Source organism: Nisaea sp. (assembly GCF_965216895.1).
In the GTDB taxonomy this organism is placed as follows: domain Bacteria; phylum Pseudomonadota; class Alphaproteobacteria; order Thalassobaculales; family Thalassobaculaceae; genus Nisaea.
Genome location: NZ_OZ244205.1, coordinates 2,394,720 through 2,412,811 on the forward strand (window position 1 = coordinate 2,394,720; position 18,092 = coordinate 2,412,811).

An 18,092-nucleotide genomic window follows, 5' to 3' on the forward strand; every position below is an offset into this window, starting at 1 on the left:
GACCGTGCCCGGAACCGCAATAGGTCCGGGCACGGCAGCGGGTCAGTTGCGCAGCGAGGGTGTCTCGACGGAGAGGCCCTGGCCCCGGGAAGCAAGGTACAGTTCGAGAGCGGTGAACTCGTCCGAGCCGCGCTTGTACGGGGTACCGCGAATATTCTTCATGCAGCCGCTGAATCGGCGATGGATCGAGCCCATGCCCTGCCATTTCAGGCGATAGACCGGGAAGCCGTTGATCTGGCCCTGGCTCAGATGGTCGGCCCGGATCATGTTGCCATAGTTGTTCTCGTGGCAATGCGCGCAGGCCATGTCGAGCTGGCCGACCCGGGTGTAGTAGAGCTCCTTGCCCTTCTCCCACCATTCCTTGGCCGGGCCGTCGGTCTTCACATTGACCGGCATGCCGCGGGATTGCAGACCGATATAGGCGGTCATGGCCAGCATCTCCTGGCTTTCCCATTTCCACGGCTTGGCCTTCTGGTGTTCCTCGCGGGACAAGTTGATGTGATCCTCGAGCGTGAAGAGCGTCTTCTTGCCCTCGTGCCATTTCGGCATCGCGGCCCGCACCCCTTTCATGCTCTCGGCCGCATCGCCGTGGCAGTCGGCGCAGGACTTGCCTGCCTCGCCATCCGCCGTGTTCCACAGTTCCTCGCCATATTCGGCAAAGATCATGGCCGGATTCTCGAAATCATCAGCCTGAAGGGCCTGGGTCTCGTCGTTGCGGAACCGCCAGCCCGACAGGATTTCCGAAAACGGCGAATCCGCCGGAGCGTCGAGCTTGGTGACGAGCTTCTGGCCGTCGATCTCGAGCTCGGCATTCTCGTCGGCCGCCACCGGCATCGCGGCGGCGGCGAAGAGGCCGATGACCCCCAGTGCCACGAATTTTCGCATGTCGTTCCTCCCACTAATCCCGTTCGTTCAAGCGACGGTGATTTTTTTCTCGATGTCGTAGACGGAGCCGTCGTCATCGGTCCATTCGAACCGCATGGTTCCGGATTCCGAGAGTTTCACCGAGAACTCGACATACGGGTTCGCAGCAATTGCGGGCTCCAGATCCATCCAGAACACGTCCGTACCGTTATATTTCGCAACGAACTTGTTGATGATCTTTCGCGGAATCAGTTCGCCTGTCTTGCGGTCCTTGCGCTGGCCGGATTCCATCGGATGGCTGATCAGGGTTTTGATCGTGACCGCCTCTCCGGCCTTTGCCTTTTTCGGCACTTTCACGCGGGGTTTGATTTTAGCCATTGTCTTGATCTCCTCAGAGCCTCAGCCGCCGCAGCCGCCGATCGTCACCTTCACTTCGCGCCGGGCCATTTTGGTCGAGCCGTCGGCCATTTTCGCGACCGCCACGATTTCCTGCGTGCCCGCAAGACGGATCCGCGTAGAGGCGCGGCTCTCGGCGCTCATCTCGGTGAAATGAAAGGTTCCGACGCCCGGGTTCGGGTTGCCCGCCGCCAGAATCATGATCTCGGTCGCCCCGTCGGCCGCGACTTCGATCGGAACCGTATTTCCGTTCTCGGCAATCTCCGGTGCGCCGATCTCGACACCGCCGCTCTCCGGCATGCCACCGGCGAACTCCTTGACCGCCGCCATCGTCGCCTCTTCGGTCGCGTGGGCCGGCATACGGATCAGGCCGACGGCGGCCAGACCGGCTGCCAGCGCGAACAAATCACGCCTTGTCATCTGCATGGATTAATCCTCCGTTTCGAAAGTGCTTCGGTCGGGCGTATTTCCATCTCCGCCCGTTCCTATTCGTCTTTAAGCGTCATCAGGTAGGCGACGACATCCTCGACCTGCTGGGCGGTCAGGATCGTCTTGCCCTGGAATTTCTTGGCAACGCGATGGAACCCGCTATCGCGATAGAATGACGGCATGATGGTTTCCGGCGACAGAGCTTCCTTGGAGTTCACGACGATTGCGCGAAGCTCCTCCGGCGACCAGCGGCCTGCGACACCGTCGAGCGGCGGTCCGACCTCGCCATGATAGGGCTGGTCCGCGAGATCGGAATTGACGTGGCAGGCAAGGCAATTGCCGAGCTTGCGCCCCATGAACCACTGGCGGCCCTTTTCCGGGTCGCCGGGCTTGTCGGTCAGGGGCTGCGAAATGACCCCGTCGACGATCTTGACCTCGCCGGGCGTGACGGTTCCCGCATAGGCGCCCGAGATGCCGATCAGCAACGCCAGCGCGGTGGTGACAACAATTCTCATCACCGAATCTCCTCCCACTTTCTTTTGCCGGTACAGCTCTGATGCTGACCGTTGGATTCAGAAGACCGGAAAACCGACGCAAACGCAACAACAAATTCAAAGATATGAATTTGTTGTTGCGATACAATCATATGACCCGCGCCGGCCGTATCCGGTCACTTATCACTGTATCTTCTGCCGTTCCTGGATACGACGCGCATGATATTTCTGGAAATGCTCGTCGCTCTCGTACCCCTTTTCGCTCACCCAGGTGAACATATCGAGCGTGGTTCCGTTGCCGAACGCGCCCGGCATGACCGCCACCGCCGCCCGGCCGGCATTGTCCCCCTCGGGAACCTGTTCCGGCATGAACAGGATGGTCGGCGTGAAAACCACTCCCCATCGCTTGGCCATTTCCTTCTCCGGCAGCGCGGTGCCGTCGAGGTCGGTGACTTCTTCATCCCCGAACAGGTTGTACTGCACGACGACGTAATTCGACTTTATGAAGTCTGCGATGTCCGGGTTGGAAAGCGGGCCTTCGTGCAGCTGCCGGCAGTAGATGCAACCGCGCTGCTCGAAAATCATCGCCAGCCGCTTGCCCTGACTCTCCGCGTCCCGGATATCCTCCGCGACGTCCTTGAAGGTGACCGCGAACCACTCCTTCTTGTGCAGACCGTCCTCGCCGACTTCCGCCAGCGCGGTCTGTCCAAGCAGGAGTACGACGAACAATCCAAAGACCAGATGCCTCATGATTTCAGCTCCTTATCCGATGGTCGCGAAGGCCGGGAACGTGTCGAGCATCCATTGCGCGATAACGCCGACGGTATTGGTCCCGATCAGGACCGCAAATACCAGGAGCGTCGCGCCGATCCCCTTCTCCACCGCCCCGAGGTAACGCCGGACCGACTTCATCCAGGTCATGAACGGCCCGAAGAACGCCGCGGCAACAATAAACGGCAGGGTCATTCCGAGCCCGTAGCCCAGCAGCAGAATCACACCGTCGCCAACGGTTTCGGCCGCACTGGCGCTGAAAAGGATCATCGCCAAGACCGGACCGACGCAGGGCGTCCAGCCGAATGCGAAGGCAAGCCCAACAAGATAGGGGCCGATAACCCCGACCGGAGCCGCGACGTCCATGCGGGCCTGGCGATAGAGTAGCGGGATCTTGAGAAGACCGAGGAAATGCAATCCCATCAGTCCGATCACGACCGCGGCGACAAAGCGCAGGATATCGAAATACTCGCGCAGTTGCTGGCCGAAGGCCGAAGCGCTCGCCCCGAGTCCAACAAAGACGGTGATCACGCCGGCCGAGAACAGCACCGCCGAGAGCACGACCTTGCGCCGCCCCGCGCCGTCGCTTTCCGCGTCGGAAATCTCGTTCATGGACACCCCAGCCATGTAGCAGAGGTAGAACGGGACGATCGGAAGAATGCAGGGCGTCAGAAAGGAAGCCAATCCGGCGGCGAAGGCGCCGCCAACCCCTATATCGAATCCCATTTCGCGCTCATGTCGGTATACTTCAAGGAACGTTTCCCCATGCGGCCTTGCGGCCCTCATATTCTCACATTAGAATTTGTTGTTATGTTCTATGCCCAGCCGATACAAAGCAAGAGAATGTTCGCCGGAAAATTGCTGAAGGCAATCGTCTTCTCGTGCTTGCTGGCCGCGACCTGCTGGCCGGGCAGCGTGCGGGCGGAAACACAACTCCTGATGGTCGAGCAGGAGGGGTGCGAGTGGTGCGACGCCTGGAACCGTGAGATCGGCGAGGTCTATCACAAGACCGACGAGGGCAAACGCGCACCTTTGCGCCGTCAGGACCTTTTCGCCGCCTGGCCCGACGACGTGACCATCCGCGGACAGATCCACTTCACACCCACCTTCATCCTGCTGGTCGACGGCCGGGAGGCGGGCCGCATCGAAGGCTATCCGGGCGAGAATTTCTTCTGGCCCCTGCTCGCCCAATTGCTCAACCGGACCCCGCGCGGGCCGGACACAAAGGAAGGAAACGGCTCATGAAACTCAATCTGATCGCCGCCGCGGCGCTTGGCGGATTCTTGGCATTCGGCTCCCCCGGGACGGCGAAGGCGCAGAATGCCGACGCACTCTTCGGCACAGATTCGATGAAGCCGGAAGTCGCACTCGATCTCGCGAAGTCCGCGCTCGAGATCTGCCGTGCCGCCGGTTACCAGGTCGCCGTCACCGTGGTCGACCGTTCCGGCCTGCCCCAGGTGGTTCTGAGGGACCGCTTCGCCGGCGCCCACACGGTCGATACCGCGACGCGCAAGGCCTGGACGGCGGTCAGCTTCCGGACCGCGACCCTCGAACTCGGGACACTGGTGGCGGAAAGCCCGGTGATGGCCGGCCTGCCCGACATCACAAACGCCCTTGTGCTCGGCGGCGGCATCCCGGTGCTGGCCGCGGGCAATATCATCGGCGGGATCGGAATCTCCGGCGCGCCGGGCGCCGATCTGGATCACGATTGCGCACAAAAAGCTATTGATAAAATTCAGGACTTCCTAGATTTCTAGCAAGCCCTTGTCTGGAGTTGGAAATGCCCCTGCCCGTTCTTGACGAAACCGTCACAGACGCGGAGTTCGACACGATGGTCGAGAACGCGACCCGTGCGACGGAATTCATGAAGGCGCTGGCGCATGAGGGGCGTCTCCTGATCCTCTGCCAACTGGCGACGGGCGAGAAGTCGGTCACCGAACTGGAGGAACTGCTTTCTTCGCGCCAGGCCGCCGTGTCGCAGCAGCTTGCGCGGCTTCGGCTCGAAGGTCTGGTCCACCACCGGCGCGAGGGCAAGGCGATCTATTACAGCTTGAAGGACGACCGCGCGGTGCGGATCCTCGAGTTGCTCTACGAGCTGTTCTGCAAGGACGACGCCCGGACAACTTGAGGCCGTGAGAAACGGACCGGCCGACAAAAGCCCGGGTCGACACGCCCCCGGACCTGCTTCACACTCCGGCTATGTTCGGCATGACTGAAACGCTAGCGGTGACTCTTGTTGGCTTCGCCAGCGGCCTCGTGCTGGGTCTTGCCTCCCGCATTCCGCGCTTCTGCACGCTCGGCGCGATCGAGGATGCGCTCTATGGCGGCAACCGCGACCGGATCATGATGTGGCCGATGGCAATCGGAACCGCTGTCGCGGTCACGGCGCTATTGTCGGCCCACGGACTTGCTGCGGTAGAGGGAACGGTCTACCTGCGGTTCGAATTCAGCCTCTCCGCGTCCGTCTGCGGCGGGCTGATGTTCGGTATCGGCATGGCACTTGCCGGGAACTGCGGTTTCGGTGCATTGGCCCGTGTCGGAGGCGGCGACATCCGTTCGGTCCTGATTGTCCTCACGATCGGCATTGCCGCCTACATGGCGGCTGTCGGTCCGCTCGCCGAACTCCGGACGACCCTGTTCCCGCGCGACCACATTACCCAGTTGGCAGACAGCTCCATTGCAGCGAAGCTCGAGAATCTGACAGGAGTGCCTGCACTTTATATCTCGCTCGCCGCCGCCGTCCTCCTGATCGCGCCGGCACTCACCGACCCGCATTTCATCCGGAATCGCTCCGCCGTGACCTGGTCCGTTCTGATAGGCCTTTCCTGTGCCGCGGCGTGGCTCGGAACGACCTATGTGGCGCAGACAGGCTTCGACCCGATTCCGGTCGAGTCCCACAGCTTCACAATGCCCCTCGGCGAAATGCTGCTGCAGATGATGGGCGCGGTCGGCGATCTTGGCGGTTTCTCTGTCGGATCCGTTCTTGGCGTCGTTTCGGGCGCCTGGCTCGGTGCCAGGTTCCGCCACCAGTTCCGCTGGGAGGCCTGTGACGATCCGGGCGAACTCAGACGGCAGATCTTCGGCGCGGCCCTGATGGGGATTGGCGGCGTGATCGCGCTCGGCTGCTCCGTCGGACAGGGCCTTTCCGCGTTTTCGGTCCTGGCCATGAGCGCGCCGGTGACGGTGCTCTCGATCGGTCTCGGTGCCGTGCTGGGTTTGCGCTATCTGGTCGAGGGACGACGGCCTCAGGACCTGGTAATGACCTTCTTCGCTACCCTTCCCCATCTGTTCGACAGAAGACGGCGGCCGGACTGAGCGCGCGCGAGAACGCTGTCAAACCGGTCCACAAAAGCGATCGTCATGGCGATCGGCGACTGCCATTGGCAGAGCCGGCGAACCTTAAACCGACCACAGTTCCTGTCAGGCTACGTCCGTCGGACCAGGGGGAACGCATTTCGCGACGCGCCGCGGCTCCAGCGGCGGGTTCGATTGGAACCTCTCACCCACTAAACACGCCCCGCTCCAGAACTTTCCTGCCGTCGAGTTCCAAGGTGGCGTCGGTATAGATCACGTCAATATGGCAAGGCGCCTTCACGTTGCCGCCGATCGCGTAATTGCTGCCAATACCGTGATGGCCGAAGCCGAGCTTGCCGAGATCTTCGAGATTGGTCGCATAGGCCCGCGCCATCGGATTCAGGCCGACGGCGAACTCCGCGAGATTATAAGCCGAGCGGTCGTTGAAGGAGGCGAGCGTCGTGTTCAGATAGTCCGCAGCAGCCCCGCCCCAGGCCTTCGTCACCTCGCCGTTCTTTACCTCGATGGTGATCGGCTCCTCGCGCAGGATGCCGAAGCCCATCAGCCGGACATTGCCGACGATCACCCCCTCGGTCGTCCCCTCGATCGGCGAGATGTTGAGCTCGCTGTTCGGCAAGGCACCGAATTCGCCCGGATTGCGGAACAGGCCGGTCTCGTACTGGATCGGCCGCTTGGTGACCTTGCCGGTGAGATCCGTGCCGCCGGACGAGGTCATGCGGATCGTGTCGGCGGTCTCAAGCACCGCGCCAATCTGACGGCCCAACCGGTCCGCCGCCTCGAAGTCACCGAGAATGCCGCCGGCGGCGAGGCAATCCTCCGTCACCTCGCACATCGTCGCCCCGCGGGCGCCGGCCTCGGAGGCGGCGATGCGCGCATCTGTGTGGGTCATCGACCAGCTCGTCGGCAGAAAATAGACATCCGCCCGGGCGCAGGCGCCGACCACGGGGTCCGGCACCTGTGCGCCGTGTGCGCCGGTCGGCGGAAACATGGTGACGGTCGGAATGCCGCCGACCGCATAGGCCGCCGCCGCAAGCACCTCGGCGAGGCGCAGCTTGTTGGTGTCGCAGGCGATGACGACGTTCTCGCCCGGCTTCACCGCGGCGCATTGTGTCATCGCCTTCAGCGCGCCCGGCATCATCTCGATGATGCTGGAAGAGCCCGGAACGTAGTGAAAATGCTGGATCGGCCAAGACATGCGCTTTCCCCCTGTGCGGTCCTGTTCTTGTTTTCTCTAGAAGACGCCGCGCGTCGCGCCACCGTCAACGGCGATCGCGGTTCCCTGAATGTGACGGGCTGCGGGAGAGCAGAGGAAGGCGACCAGTGCCGCGACATCCTCCGGCTCCCCGAGCCGCCTGACGCCCTCGCGGGCGATGGCCGTCGCCCGCGCGGTCTCGAGATCGGTCCCGCCGTCCGCCGCCTGGGCTTTCAGAAGATCTTCCATGCGCTCGGTCACGGTCATCCCCGGATGAACGATGTTGACATTGACATGTTCCTCGATCCCGAGCGCCGCCAGCCCCTTGGTGAAATTCGCGAGCGCCGCGTTGACCGCCCCGCCGACAAGGAAGCCGGGCGCGGGCGTCCGCGCCGCACCGCCGCCGACATTCACCACGCTACCGGAACGCTTGACCAGCTCCGGCCACAGCAGCCGCGTCAGGCGGACTGCGCCATGGAACTTGAGGGCAAATCCCTCGATCCAGTCCGCGTCCGGCTGGGCGGCGAAACGCCCGGCCCGGGTCGCGCCGGCATTGTTGACGAGGATGTCGACTCCCCCGAACGCATCCAGCACCGCGTCCGCGACCCCGGCACAGCCCGACGCGGTCGAGAGATCTGCGGCGGCGAACGCGGAACGCCCTCCGGTTTCCCGCTCGATCCGGGCGGCGGCTTCCGCCAGCCGGTCGTCATCGCGCGCCACCAGGAAGGTATCCGCTCCCTGACGGGCGAGCTCGAGGGCGACCGCGAAGCCGATCCCCTTGCTCGCGCCGGTTACCACCGCCACCCGATTGTCTGGAATACTCATTGGCTTGCCGTTACCCCGCCATCCACATAGACGACCTGTCCTGTCATGTAACTTCCCGCATCCGCGACCAGAGCGATGACCGGCCCCGCAACCTCGACAGGGTCGCCGATCCGGCCGAGCGGATTGCGTTCCAGAATGAATTCGCGGAACTCGGGTTTTTCGAGATGGGGGCGTATCCTGTCCGACTGGATGAAGGTCGGCGCCACGCCATTCACGGTGATGCCGTGCGGCGCCAGCTCCATCGCATGCTGTTTGAGGAGCATCAGAAGACCGCCTTTCGTGCTGCAATAGGCCGAGTAGCCGCGCCCGCGCAGCGCGAGCTGCGAGCGGACGGAAAGCAGGTGGACATGGCGCCCGCCCCGCCCCCGCGCGATCTGTTGCCTGGCCACCGCCTGCCCCAGAAACATCGCCGACTTGAGGTTCGTCTCGTACATGTCGTCGAACGTCTCCTCGGTGACATCGAGGATGGTTTCCTCTCTCTGGATCCCGACGCAATTGACCAGGATATCGATGCCGCCGAACCGCTTCGCAACGTCATCGACGGTCTCGCGGATGTCCGGGACCCTTCGCGCGTCGAGCCGATAACCGCAGGCATCGCGCCCGGAGCCGGAAATCGCCTCGGCAAGCGCGACGGCCCTATCCTCTCTCGGTCCCGCGACCGCCACACGGGCACCATGCATGGCAAGCGCCCAGCAGACCGCCTCGCCGATGGCGCCGTAACCGCCCGGAACCAAGGCGGACTTGCCGTTCAGGTCGAACAGCGAGCCGAGCCGAGCCAGATCGACATTGGGCGTCAGACTCGCGATATCGACGGCCTCGTTCATGCCCGGCGCCTCCGCACTCAGTTGTACCCGTAGAGCCAGCGGGATCCCGCGGCCGAGAGCGTCTTCAGGGAATGATTGACGCCACGCGGAATGAAAACCAGATCGCCCGGATCGGCGACGAAGGTCTGGTCGCCGACGCTGATACGGACCTGCCCTTGCGCAACCGCGACATACTCGTCCGTCGCATGGACGAAATCGTTCCATTCCTGGCCCGGCGGATCGGTGAAGACACCGAAGGAATACCCCTCTTCCGTCCAGTGCCGGCGGACCGCGGCCTCGTCGACCGGCGCGCCGTAGTAGCCTTTCTGGAAAAGCTCCATTGTTCCCCTCCTATTGCAGCAGGTCACCGAGATAGGCCCTGACCGACGCGATCCCGGTCAGTTCCTCGAAACTGCCGGAATGGGTCAGGCGGCCTTTCTGCACAAAGATGAACTGCTCGCAGATCTCCTCGAGGATCTCGAGATGGAACCGCTCGTTCGGATGCACACAGAGGAACACCAGCCGGTCCTCCCGCCGCAGCTTGCGGAAGAATTCCAGCATGAAGCCGATATAGCCGTCCTGGGTATTGAATTGCGGCTCGTCGAAGAGGTGGACGACCGGATAGTCGCCGCCCGCCGGCTGCATCATGAAGCTCGGCTTGACCCGCCGGAAATGCCGGACCTGATAGGACTGGTGATAGTGGATGGCGAGCCGGTCGCGCTCGTCGTACCGCACATCGTGGATGTTGCGCCCGAGACAGCGCACCTCGCCCGCGCTGGGCTGGTTGGAGCCGGTGATGAGTTCGAAGAGCGTCGTTTTCCCCGACCCGTTCGGCCCCATGAGACCGACGACCTTCGGTTCGGCGATTTCGAAGTCGGCCTCGAGACGGAAGGTCTCCGAGCGGTCGAACATTCCCTTGCGGTAGACCTTTTTCAGCGCGTCGACCTTCAGCAGCGGTGCACTCATGCTCATATCCCCAAGAGCTCGCCGCGCAGCGCCGCGTTCTCGCGCAGTTGCCCAGCCGGACCTTCATGAACGATGCGGCCGTGGTCCATCACATAGACCCGGTCGGCGACGCCGAGGACGCTGAGCGCATTCTGCTCGACGACAAGAACGGAAATCCCCTCGGATTTCAGCCGGCCGATCGTCTTCATCACGTCCTGCACGATCTTCGGCGCCAGTCCCTGCGACGGCTCGTCGAAGAGGACCAGTCCGGGCGCCCCGATCAGCGCACGCGAGATCGCGACCATCTGCATCTCGCCGCCGGAAAGGTTCTCGCATTCCCGTCCCATAAGGTGCTCGAGGGCGGAGAAGATGCCGAAGCATTCGTCGAGCGACCACGCGCGGAACCGCGTCCGTTTGCGGGCGATGGAAAGGTTTCGCGACACCGTCAGCGTCGGAAAGACCCGCCGGTCGTCCGGCACCCAGCCAATGCCCTTCCGGGCGATCTGGTGGGTCTGCAGACGCGTGATGTCCTCGCCGTCGAAGGTGATGTTGCCGTGCCTGACCGGCGTCAGGCCGAGGATGGAGCGCAGGGTCGTGGTCTTGCCCGCGCCGTTCGGCCCGAGCAGCGCCACCACCTCGCCCTCGCCGACCTCGATCGAGGCACCGAACAGGGCCTGGGTCTCGCCGTAGTAAGTCTCGATATCCTGGATCGCCAGCATCGTGCGCTCCTAGTTCAGGGTGCCGAGCGCGGAGCGCTGGACCCATTTGTTCTCCTGCAGTTCCTCCGGCGTGCCCTCGGCGATCACCTGTCCCCAGTGGATCACGGATATCCGGTCCGCAAGCCCGAAGAGGAAGCGCATGTCATGTTCGATGACGACGATGGTGTAGCGGTCGTGCAGGCTGCGGACGAGATCGGCGAGACGGGCCGTCGCCTCCGTGCCGAGGCCCGAGGTCGGTTCGTCGAGGAAGAGGATCACGGGATCCGCGGCCAGGGCCACGCCGATCTCGAGCGCCCGCCGCTCGCCATAGGAAAGCGCCGCCGCCGGAACATGCTCCTTGCCCTGAAGGCCGACACTGGCCAGGACGGCCTCGGCCCGCGCCTCCGCTTCCGAAGCGCCGTCGAAGGCATGCAGGATGTCGAAGCGCCGGCCACGGATTTCCGGGAGCGCGACCTTGATGTTGTCGATGGTGCTGTACTCGTCGAACAGGCTCATGATCTGGAACGACCGGGCGATCCCGCCCTGGACAATCTTCTCCGGCGTGAGCCCCGTGATGTCCCGCCCGTCAAACGTCACCTGGCCGCGATCCGGCTTGTAGCGCCCGGTCAGGACGTTGAAGCAGGTCGTCTTGCCGGCACCGTTCGGGCCCATGATCCCGGAGAGGGACCCGGCCTCGAAGCTGAGATTGATTTCCTCCAGCACGACCTGATCGCCGAACCGCTTGTGCAGGTTTCTGGCTTCGAACAGGGCCATGGCCTACCTCCCCGCTTCCGGCTGCGCCAGGCTCGAAACCGCCTCGCCGTCTCGCTTGTCGGCGCGCCGCCGCGCGACCAGATCCCGCCAGATTCCGGCGATCCCCTCCGGCTTGAACATGACCAGCAGGACGAACATCAGGCCGAACCACAGCAGCCAGGTTTCCGTGTAGGCACCGAGCACGTCGCGGGCGACGAAATAAAGGACGACTCCGAAAACCGGTCCCCAGAAGCTGACGAAACCGCCGCCGATCAGCGTCATCAGCACGATGATGCCCGACCATTGCAGGCTCATGATGTTGATGTAGGCGCCCTCCTGGGCCATCGCGAAGAGGCCGCCCGCGAGCCCGGTCACGGCGCAGGACAGGGTGAAGACGGTCCACTTGAAGAACCTCACGTCGTAGCCGATGAAGCGCACGCGCATCTCGTTCTGCTTAATCGCCCTGAGGATCCGGCCATAGGGTGAATTGGTCAGGCGCCAGAGCAGGATCACGGTGCCGACGAACAGCGCGAAAGCGAGATAGTAGAGCGCCACATTGTCCTTGATCGAGAACGACACGACGCCCAGTTCGACCGGCAGCCGGGCAATGTTGAGCAAGCCGTCCTCGCCACCCGTGACATCGGTCCATTTGCCGGCGATGAAGAAGAAGATCTGGCTGACGGCGATGGTCATGAGCGCGAAATAGATCCCGCGCCGGTGCGACAGGAAGAGCGCCGATATCCCGCCGATCAGCCCCGTGACCACGACCGCGGCGAGCAGGCAGAACCAGAGATTGGGCCAGACATTGAACTGGGCGAGCCCGAAGGTATAGGCGCCGATCCCGAGGAAGGCACCATGGCCGAAGGACGGCAGGCCGGTATAGCCGAGCAGCAGGTTGAACCCGAGAGCGAAGATCATCCAGATCATCACCTCGACCCCGAGATACTGGTAGAGCCCGACGCCCTCGATCCAGAACGGCATGGTTCCGAAGAGCGCAAATGCCACCATCATCTGCGGCGTGATCCAGGCTGTCGTCAGTTTGCGTTCGTAATCCATTCCCACCTCACGCTTCGAGAACACTGGCTTTGCCGGCCAGACCGCGGGCGCGGAACGTGACGACTGCAAGCAACAGCAGATACATGGACAACATCGACCAGTCGGTCAGGAAGGCGGCGGTCAGACCGACCACCAGGCCGACCAGGGTGCCGGCGGTCACCGCTCCCCAGAAGCTTCCGACCCCGCCCAGCACAATGACGACAAACGCCGGAATGACCGCGTCGACGCCGACAACCGGACGGATACCCCAGATTGGCGCCATGATGATCCCGGCGATGGCGGCGAGGGCCGCGCCGAAGGCGAAGACGAAGAGCCGGAGGCGCTTCAGGTTGTAGCCGAGCGCCCGAACCATCTCGCTGTCATGGGCGCCGGCCTTGATAACCGCGCCATAGGGCGTGCGATTGAGGAAAAGCCAGAGCACGCCGATCATCGCCGCGGCGAACAGCGCCGCGTAGATCCTGTAATTCGAATAGATCAGGTCGCCGAAGATGAAGCCGCCGGAGATCGCCTTCGGAACCGGCAGGTAGTATTCGGTCGACCCCCAGATTTCCCGGATCGTCTCCTCCAGCACCAGCGCGGCGCCGAAAGTGAGAAGCAGACCGTAGAGCGGATCCGTTCCGTAGGTCCGGCGCAGGCAGAGTTCGAGCCCCATGCCGACGACCCCCACGAGCGCCGGGCCGACAATGAGCGCGATCACGTACCGGGCGACGGCCGGCAGGGCGTAGTAGGGCTCCATGAAGGCGAAAGGCAAGCCGCCGTCCGGCGCCATCAGCGCGAGCGCCAGATAGGCTCCGAGCGCGAAGAGCGAGCCGTGCGCGAGATTGATCACCTCCATCACGCCGATGATGAGCATGAAGCCGAGCCCGAGCAGTGCAAAGAGAAGCCCGAGCGCGAGACCGTTGATGAGATGCGGTATCAGATCGTACATGCGATGTCCGGCACCGGCATTTGCCGGCATTGCGAGATCGGAAAAAGCTGCGGGACACGGCGGCGGCGAAGCCGCCGCGCCCGCAGGCCAGGGAGCAGTCAGCCCATCGAGGAGGGGGCTTACCCCTGATCGTAGTTCGGTGTGTCCGCGTAGGATTCGAGCCCGCAGGTCGCATTGGCGTCGGCGCGGATGGACTCCGGATCCGAATTGCTCAGGATCTTGAAGTAGTCCGTGTCGTCCCGCGGGTTCTTGTTGCCCTCCGCGAGATAGATCGTCTGTTGCACCTGGTGCGAGGTCGGATCGATCACCGCATCGTGGTGTTGCATGCGGTCTGCCGCGCTCATCTTGCGGCCCTCGAGCGCCTTGATGATCTTGATATTGTCGGTCGACCCGACTTCCCCGACCACCCTGAGCAGCTCACGCATCGCGATATAGCCGTTGTAGGTGACATTGCCCGGAACGTTGATCCGCGTCGTCTCGTGGCGTGCCTGGTAACGCTTCACGAAGTCGGAGACGCCGGGCAGGTCGAGATAGTGATACCAGGTCGTTCCGAAGACGCCGAACGCGGCATCCGCGCCGAGACCGTAGATATCAGGCCAGTCCTGCTGGTTGTTGATCCAGGCCGGCTTGCCGTCGAGCCCCATGTCCCGGACCTGTTGGCGCATGACCTTGAAATCGTCCCCGCCGACTGCGGCGGCCACGACATCCGGCTTCGCCTGCTGGATCTTCAGCAGGATGCTCGACCAGTCGCGCGTTCCGACCGGGACCGCGATCTCGTCGAGGATCTCCGCGCCGTAGCCGGTCGCGACCTTCTTGGTCGCCTCGTTGGTGTTCTGGCCCCAGACATAATCGTTGTAGACCAGCAGCCATTTCTTGCCGAAGGCCTTGATCGCGTTGTTCGCGGCGGCGCGGCTGAAATTCTCGCCGTTGCCGTCCCAGACGAATTTCACCCGGTGACAGTTCTTGCCGGATTCCGTCGGCGAGCTCGAATTGGTGTTGAAGTAGACGCAGCCGTATTTCTGCGCCACCTGGCTGATCGCATTGGCGGTGCCGGACTGAATTGCACCGGCGAGGAAATGCACGTTCTCGCGCGTGATCATGCGCTCGGCGACGCGGGTACCGGTCTGCGGATTGGTCTCCGTGTCCATCCAGACGTACTCGACCTTGCGGCCGAGCACACCGCCCGCCTCGTTGGCCTCCTCGATCGCCATGATCGTGCCGCGCTTCTCGGCCTGTCCGGAGTTGGCGAACTGTCCGCTGGCATCGTGGGTGAGGCCGATCCTGATCGGCTTGTCTGACGCCGCGGCAAAGACCCGGTTGTGTTTCCACGGCCCCATGAAGGCGGATCCTGCGCCGACTGCAGCCGCAGCGCCGAGAAAAGTCCGGCGCGTGAGCAGGCTTGAGGCGTTCCCTGATATCTCTTTCTTCCTGGTCATGTGTTGTACCTCCCGTTTGTCCCTTTGTTTGTTATGCGCGTCCGTTCTGGACGCATTGCGGTGCATGGCCTCGAGATCCGGCCGGGATCGATGCCCGTCGTGTCCTTTCCCTAAGGCGCGCCCGTTTTCTTCCGGCCGGATGACGGCCTGGTATCCTCGAATGCGAAGAGATGGCCGACCGTCCGGTCGCCAAGACCGTTGTCGAGCGCCTCGACAAAGCGCGCCGAAACCGCTCCGCCGATGCCGGCGTCGAGCCCGGCGTCTTCCCGCATCCGGCTGTGATAGGTGAGGTCCTTGGCGGCGTTCCGGATGGCGAAGTTCAGCCCGTCCATATCGCCGGAAAGGATGGATCCCGCGACCATCTGGAAAATGCCGCTGTTCCCGCCGCCGGCCGATACCAGCTCGAAGAAGCGCCGCATCGGCACATCGAGGGTACGGCAACCGTGCATTGCCTCGGCGATCATCGCCGCCTGCCCCATCGTGATGTAGTTGTTCAGCAGCTTGGCTTTGTGGCCGGCGCCGACCGGGCCCATGTGAAAGATGTTCTCGCAGAAGCTCGAGAGAACGGGCTTTGCTCGGGCGAAATCCTCGTCCGACGCGCCGACCATCGTATTCAGCCTGCCCTCGGCCGCCTCCCTGGGTGTCCGGGCCAGAGGCGCATCGACCAGAACCGCACCCTTTTCTTTCAGGCGCGCGGCAATCTTCACGGTGGAGGCCGGCTCGCTCGTCGAGCAATCGATCACCATCAGTCCGGGCCGGGCGCCCGCGAGAATTCCGTCCGAGCCCAGCACGACCTCTTCCACCTGCGGCGTTCCGGTCACGCAAAGGATGACGGCGTCCGCGTTCGTCGCGAGGCTTTTCGCGCTTTCCGTTTCACGGGCCCCGAGCGCCACGAGTGCCTCGACGTTTTCCCGTTTGAGATGCCCCAGAACCGTGAGGGAGTGGCCCGCCCGCAGCAGATTTTCGGACATCCCCCGGCCCATCAGGCCAAGACCGACAAAACCGATCTTTTTGTCGAGATTTTCCATGACGCCCCATGAAAGGAATTTTTCTTCGATCAATTTGATTGCATGAATTTTTCAATCCCGAGTCAAGAATGAATTTTCAATTTCTTTCCATTTGAATGAATTTTCATTTCTATTGATGCCGTCTGCCGGACGCGATATGAAAAAATTCAGAGCTTTAGAAGGGATTTGGATTGGCAGAGACAGACGTCGCTCCGGAATCATTCGACCGGCTGAGACACTCGATCCAGTCGCGCTACGATGACCTGAGTCCGCATTTGCAGAAAATCGCCGGCCGCGCGCTCGAGGACCCGAACGGTTTTGCTCTGGAAACCATCGCCGTGTTGTCAGAGCGGATCGGCGTGCAGCCTTCAACCCTGGTGCGCTTTGCCAAGGAGTTCGGTTATTCCGGCTTCTCGAACATGCAGAAGGTGTTCAAGCTCCGGCTGATCGAGGGTGCGCCGGTCTCGCGCGAACAGATCTACCAGCACAGGGAAAAGCTGGAGACCCTCGCGGGCGACGATCCCAAGGCGATCCTGGACGCCTTCACCGAAGCGTCGGAGCTTTGTCTGGACCGGTTGCGGGATTCGGTACCCGAGGGGACTCTCCGCAAGGCGATCGAGATGCTGCACGGCGCCGACTCGATCTATGTCATCGGCCAACGTCGCGCCTTCCCGATCGCGGCATATATCGCCTACGGACTGACCCGGCTCGAATACCGCTGCAACCTTCTCGACTCGGTCGGTGGCATGGTGCCACAGCAGGTGGCGACCCTGCGCCCGAACGATCTGCTGGTTGCGGTGTCCTTTGCCGAATATGCCCCTGCGGTCGTCGAGGTCGTGCGCGATGCCCACATCCGCGGAATTCCGACACTCACCATCACGGACACCGACACCAGTCCCCTCGCCCGGCACGGATCCCTCTATTTCACCGTGGACGACGCGGAAATCCATCGCTTCCGGCCGATCGCCGGCGCGATCACGCTGGTCCAGAGCCTGATCGTTGCGCTCGGCTATTACAGGGACAATTTGAAATAGCCTCCGTTCCTGCTACCCGGTCCCGGCGCAGCCGTCGTGCTGCCGAACCGGCATGACAGCCCTCTTCAGGGCATGGACCCGGCTCTGAGCTCATATCCAGGCGCCATGGCCGCCTCCCGGAGTTTCACCTCCCGATCGCGCTCGATCGACGCGAGGACACCTTTTCCGTCCGGTCCGAAGATCGAGCGGGGCCGGATGATGACAAGAAGAGCAAGAATCATTGCGAGCGCCGTCGCCGCCCGGTTTCGACACAGATCTTGTTTACAATCCGTTCACAATCCGGGTTTGGCGCGCTATTATCCATAACGTACCGACGGTTGAACCATGACCGTTCGGCAATGCGGAAGGTGCGCGAAACTCGCTCCGGTAGAGGCAAAATGCATATCCTGCTGGTTGAGGACGAACAGATCGTCGCGGCATTGATGTCTGAGATCCTCCGTCAGAACGGGTACCGGATCTCGGTTGCCGGCACAGGCGCCGAGATGCACACGCATCTACGTGGCAGCGATGCCCCCGATCTGATCCTGCTCGATCTTACGCTCCCGGATGAGGACGGGATCGTTCTCGCCCGGCAGGTCAGAGCGATGACGGACTTGCCGATCATCGTCGTCTCCGGCCGGGAGAAACTGGATGACCGCCTCGCCGCCCTCGAATCCGGGGTCGACGACTACATCACCAAGCCGTTCGCGCCCGAGGAGCTGCTGGTCCGGATCAAGAACCTGTTGAAACGCAGTTATCATAACGGCGACGGCAGATCTCTGGCGGACTCCTCGCTGCTGAGCATCGGCAGCCTGCGGATCAACACCGGAACCCGCGAGGTCTGGGCAGAAGGCGGCGGGCCGGTCGAACTGACCGGCTCCGAGTTTGACCTCCTGCTCGCGCTCGCCAACGCGAAAGGGCGCGCGCTGAGCCGGGACTTCCTGCTCGATGCGATCAATCGCGGGCAGGAACCCCCGAGCAGCCGGGTGGTCGATGTCCTGATCGGACGCATCCGGAAAAAGATCGAAGCGGATCCGAGGAAGCCCAAGATGATCCGGACGGTTACGAATCTCGGATACCGCCTGGCCGCCGAATAGCCTCCTTCCTCGCGTCTTCCTTTCCCCGACGCTCCCCCCTCTTGCCCTCTGCTCGGGACACCCGAACGAC

24 protein-coding genes are annotated in these 18,092 nt (G+C 62.9%); 6 read left to right on the forward strand and 18 right to left on the reverse strand.

Annotated elements, in window-relative coordinates:
- Positions 1-42: 42 nt before the first annotated feature.
- The 6 genes from soxA to ACOOE1_RS11470 all read right to left on the reverse strand — a co-directional run bounded on the left by soxA (position 43) and on the right by ACOOE1_RS11470 (position 3,680).
- Positions 43-885: a sulfur oxidation c-type cytochrome SoxA gene (soxA, locus tag ACOOE1_RS11445; protein ID WP_420402327.1), complete on the reverse strand. Its 843-nt coding sequence runs from the start codon at positions 883-885 to the stop codon at positions 43-45.
- Positions 886-912: 27 nt separating this feature from the next.
- Positions 913-1,242, reverse strand: a complete 330-nt coding sequence (soxZ, locus tag ACOOE1_RS11450) for a thiosulfate oxidation carrier complex protein SoxZ (RefSeq protein WP_420402328.1) — start codon at positions 1,240-1,242, stop codon at positions 913-915.
- Between the two features lie 21 nt (positions 1,243-1,263).
- On the reverse strand, positions 1,264-1,686 hold the full coding sequence (soxY, locus tag ACOOE1_RS11455) for a thiosulfate oxidation carrier protein SoxY (RefSeq protein ID WP_420402329.1): 423 nt from the start codon (positions 1,684-1,686) through the stop codon (positions 1,264-1,266).
- A gap of 59 nt (positions 1,687-1,745) precedes the next feature.
- Positions 1,746-2,204 (reverse strand): sulfur oxidation c-type cytochrome SoxX, encoded by a 459-nt coding sequence (soxX, locus tag ACOOE1_RS11460; RefSeq protein ID WP_420402330.1) that lies wholly within the window; start codon positions 2,202-2,204, stop codon positions 1,746-1,748.
- A 162-nt stretch (positions 2,205-2,366) separates the two neighbouring features.
- Positions 2,367-2,933 (reverse strand): thioredoxin family protein, encoded by a 567-nt coding sequence (locus ACOOE1_RS11465; protein ID WP_420402331.1) that lies wholly within the window; start codon positions 2,931-2,933, stop codon positions 2,367-2,369.
- A 12-nt stretch (positions 2,934-2,945) separates the two neighbouring features.
- The gene (locus ACOOE1_RS11470; RefSeq protein ID WP_420402332.1) at positions 2,946-3,680 is read right to left on the reverse strand and encodes a cytochrome c biogenesis CcdA family protein; all 735 of its coding nucleotides are present in this window, start codon (positions 3,678-3,680) and stop codon (positions 2,946-2,948) included.
- Positions 3,681-3,797: 117 nt separating this feature from the next.
- On the opposite strand from ACOOE1_RS11470, the gene ACOOE1_RS11475 reads away from it, so the two are divergent.
- The 4 genes from ACOOE1_RS11475 to ACOOE1_RS11490 all read left to right on the forward strand — a co-directional run bounded on the left by ACOOE1_RS11475 (position 3,798) and on the right by ACOOE1_RS11490 (position 6,269).
- The gene (locus tag ACOOE1_RS11475; protein WP_420402333.1) at positions 3,798-4,199 is read left to right on the forward strand and encodes a transcriptional regulator; all 402 of its coding nucleotides are present in this window, start codon (positions 3,798-3,800) and stop codon (positions 4,197-4,199) included.
- Positions 4,196-4,711, forward strand: a complete 516-nt coding sequence (locus tag ACOOE1_RS11480) for a GlcG/HbpS family heme-binding protein (protein ID WP_420402334.1) — start codon at positions 4,196-4,198, stop codon at positions 4,709-4,711. Before ACOOE1_RS11475 ends, ACOOE1_RS11480 begins: the two co-directional genes overlap by 4 nt.
- Positions 4,712-4,734: 23 nt before the next feature.
- On the forward strand, positions 4,735-5,082 hold the full coding sequence (locus tag ACOOE1_RS11485) for an ArsR/SmtB family transcription factor (protein ID WP_420402335.1): 348 nt from the start codon (positions 4,735-4,737) through the stop codon (positions 5,080-5,082).
- 80 nt (positions 5,083-5,162) lie between these two features.
- Positions 5,163-6,269, forward strand: coding sequence for a YeeE/YedE family protein (locus ACOOE1_RS11490; RefSeq protein WP_420402336.1), 1,107 nt, complete (start codon positions 5,163-5,165; stop codon positions 6,267-6,269).
- A gap of 184 nt (positions 6,270-6,453) precedes the next feature.
- Here ACOOE1_RS11490 and ACOOE1_RS11495 read toward each other — a convergent pair whose 3' ends face one another.
- From ACOOE1_RS11495 to ACOOE1_RS11545, 11 genes are all read right to left on the reverse strand, one after another.
- Positions 6,454-7,464 (reverse strand): aminopeptidase, encoded by a 1,011-nt coding sequence (locus ACOOE1_RS11495; protein WP_420402337.1) that lies wholly within the window; start codon positions 7,462-7,464, stop codon positions 6,454-6,456.
- Positions 7,465-7,500: 36 nt separating this feature from the next.
- Entirely contained in the window at positions 7,501-8,286 is a 786-nt protein-coding gene (locus ACOOE1_RS11500) for an SDR family oxidoreductase (protein ID WP_420402338.1), read from the reverse strand.
- Complete coding sequence (locus ACOOE1_RS11505) at positions 8,283-9,110, reverse strand: SDR family NAD(P)-dependent oxidoreductase (protein ID WP_420402339.1); 828 nt, start codon at positions 9,108-9,110, stop codon at positions 8,283-8,285. The genes ACOOE1_RS11500 and ACOOE1_RS11505 overlap by 4 nt, the downstream gene beginning before the upstream one ends.
- Before the next feature lie 17 nt (positions 9,111-9,127).
- Entirely contained in the window at positions 9,128-9,430 is a 303-nt protein-coding gene (locus ACOOE1_RS11510; RefSeq protein WP_420402340.1) for a cupin domain-containing protein, read from the reverse strand.
- A gap of 10 nt (positions 9,431-9,440) precedes the next feature.
- Entirely contained in the window at positions 9,441-10,055 is a 615-nt protein-coding gene (locus tag ACOOE1_RS11515) for an ATP-binding cassette domain-containing protein (protein WP_420402341.1), read from the reverse strand.
- Positions 10,056-10,057: 2 nt separating this feature from the next.
- Entirely contained in the window at positions 10,058-10,753 is a 696-nt protein-coding gene (locus tag ACOOE1_RS11520) for an ABC transporter ATP-binding protein (RefSeq protein ID WP_420402342.1), read from the reverse strand.
- 9 nt (positions 10,754-10,762) lie between these two features.
- Entirely contained in the window at positions 10,763-11,506 is a 744-nt protein-coding gene (locus ACOOE1_RS11525) for an ABC transporter ATP-binding protein (RefSeq protein ID WP_420402343.1), read from the reverse strand.
- A gap of 3 nt (positions 11,507-11,509) precedes the next feature.
- On the reverse strand, positions 11,510-12,541 hold the full coding sequence (locus ACOOE1_RS11530; RefSeq protein WP_420402344.1) for a branched-chain amino acid ABC transporter permease: 1,032 nt from the start codon (positions 12,539-12,541) through the stop codon (positions 11,510-11,512).
- A 7-nt stretch (positions 12,542-12,548) separates the two neighbouring features.
- Positions 12,549-13,469 (reverse strand): branched-chain amino acid ABC transporter permease, encoded by a 921-nt coding sequence (locus ACOOE1_RS11535; protein WP_420402345.1) that lies wholly within the window; start codon positions 13,467-13,469, stop codon positions 12,549-12,551.
- A gap of 119 nt (positions 13,470-13,588) precedes the next feature.
- On the reverse strand, positions 13,589-14,905 hold the full coding sequence (locus ACOOE1_RS11540) for an ABC transporter substrate-binding protein (RefSeq protein WP_420402346.1): 1,317 nt from the start codon (positions 14,903-14,905) through the stop codon (positions 13,589-13,591).
- A 110-nt stretch (positions 14,906-15,015) separates the two neighbouring features.
- Positions 15,016-15,933 carry an NAD(P)-dependent oxidoreductase gene (locus ACOOE1_RS11545; RefSeq protein WP_420402347.1) on the reverse strand — a complete coding sequence of 306 codons (918 nt, stop codon included), beginning with the start codon at positions 15,931-15,933 and terminating at the stop codon, positions 15,016-15,018.
- Between the two features lie 170 nt (positions 15,934-16,103).
- On the opposite strand from ACOOE1_RS11545, the gene ACOOE1_RS11550 reads away from it, so the two are divergent.
- Positions 16,104-16,946: a MurR/RpiR family transcriptional regulator gene (locus ACOOE1_RS11550; RefSeq protein ID WP_420402348.1), complete on the forward strand. Its 843-nt coding sequence runs from the start codon at positions 16,104-16,106 to the stop codon at positions 16,944-16,946.
- 65 nt (positions 16,947-17,011) lie between these two features.
- Here the strand turns inward: ACOOE1_RS11550 and ACOOE1_RS11555 are convergent, their stop codons facing one another.
- Positions 17,012-17,167 (reverse strand): hypothetical protein, encoded by a 156-nt coding sequence (locus tag ACOOE1_RS11555; RefSeq protein WP_420402349.1) that lies wholly within the window; start codon positions 17,165-17,167, stop codon positions 17,012-17,014.
- Positions 17,168-17,323: 156 nt separating this feature from the next.
- On the opposite strand from ACOOE1_RS11555, the gene ACOOE1_RS11560 reads away from it, so the two are divergent.
- Entirely contained in the window at positions 17,324-18,022 is a 699-nt protein-coding gene (locus ACOOE1_RS11560) for a response regulator transcription factor (protein WP_420402350.1), read from the forward strand.
- The last annotated feature ends 70 nt before the right edge of the window (positions 18,023-18,092 follow it).

Coding starts and splice junctions, on each gene's coding strand:
- soxA (WP_420402327.1), bottom strand. CDS start 885: ATGCGAAAATTCGTGGCACTGGGGGTCATCGGCCTCTTCGCCGCCGCC.
- soxZ (WP_420402328.1), bottom strand. CDS start 1,242: ATGGCTAAAATCAAACCCCGCGTGAAAGTGCCGAAAAAGGCAAAGGCC.
- soxY (WP_420402329.1), bottom strand. CDS start 1,686: ATGCAGATGACAAGGCGTGATTTGTTCGCGCTGGCAGCCGGTCTGGCC.
- soxX (WP_420402330.1), bottom strand. CDS start 2,204: ATGAGAATTGTTGTCACCACCGCGCTGGCGTTGCTGATCGGCATCTCG.
- ACOOE1_RS11465 (WP_420402331.1), bottom strand. CDS start 2,933: ATGAGGCATCTGGTCTTTGGATTGTTCGTCGTACTCCTGCTTGGACAG.
- ACOOE1_RS11470 (WP_420402332.1), bottom strand. CDS start 3,680: ATGGGATTCGATATAGGGGTTGGCGGCGCCTTCGCCGCCGGATTGGCT.
- ACOOE1_RS11475 (WP_420402333.1), top strand. CDS start 3,798: ATGTTCGCCGGAAAATTGCTGAAGGCAATCGTCTTCTCGTGCTTGCTG.
- ACOOE1_RS11480 (WP_420402334.1), top strand. CDS start 4,196: ATGAAACTCAATCTGATCGCCGCCGCGGCGCTTGGCGGATTCTTGGCA.
- ACOOE1_RS11485 (WP_420402335.1), top strand. CDS start 4,735: ATGCCCCTGCCCGTTCTTGACGAAACCGTCACAGACGCGGAGTTCGAC.
- ACOOE1_RS11490 (WP_420402336.1), top strand. CDS start 5,163: ATGACTGAAACGCTAGCGGTGACTCTTGTTGGCTTCGCCAGCGGCCTC.
- ACOOE1_RS11495 (WP_420402337.1), bottom strand. CDS start 7,464: ATGTCTTGGCCGATCCAGCATTTTCACTACGTTCCGGGCTCTTCCAGC.
- ACOOE1_RS11500 (WP_420402338.1), bottom strand. CDS start 8,286: ATGAGTATTCCAGACAATCGGGTGGCGGTGGTAACCGGCGCGAGCAAG.
- ACOOE1_RS11505 (WP_420402339.1), bottom strand. CDS start 9,110: ATGAACGAGGCCGTCGATATCGCGAGTCTGACGCCCAATGTCGATCTG.
- ACOOE1_RS11510 (WP_420402340.1), bottom strand. CDS start 9,430: ATGGAGCTTTTCCAGAAAGGCTACTACGGCGCGCCGGTCGACGAGGCC.
- ACOOE1_RS11515 (WP_420402341.1), bottom strand. CDS start 10,055: ATGAGTGCACCGCTGCTGAAGGTCGACGCGCTGAAAAAGGTCTACCGC.
- ACOOE1_RS11520 (WP_420402342.1), bottom strand. CDS start 10,753: ATGCTGGCGATCCAGGATATCGAGACTTACTACGGCGAGACCCAGGCC.
- ACOOE1_RS11525 (WP_420402343.1), bottom strand. CDS start 11,506: ATGGCCCTGTTCGAAGCCAGAAACCTGCACAAGCGGTTCGGCGATCAG.
- ACOOE1_RS11530 (WP_420402344.1), bottom strand. CDS start 12,541: ATGGATTACGAACGCAAACTGACGACAGCCTGGATCACGCCGCAGATG.
- ACOOE1_RS11535 (WP_420402345.1), bottom strand. CDS start 13,469: ATGTACGATCTGATACCGCATCTCATCAACGGTCTCGCGCTCGGGCTT.
- ACOOE1_RS11540 (WP_420402346.1), bottom strand. CDS start 14,905: ATGACCAGGAAGAAAGAGATATCAGGGAACGCCTCAAGCCTGCTCACG.
- ACOOE1_RS11545 (WP_420402347.1), bottom strand. CDS start 15,933: ATGGAAAATCTCGACAAAAAGATCGGTTTTGTCGGTCTTGGCCTGATG.
- ACOOE1_RS11555 (WP_420402349.1), bottom strand. CDS start 17,167: ATGATTCTTGCTCTTCTTGTCATCATCCGGCCCCGCTCGATCTTCGGA.
- ACOOE1_RS11560 (WP_420402350.1), top strand. CDS start 17,324: ATGCATATCCTGCTGGTTGAGGACGAACAGATCGTCGCGGCATTGATG.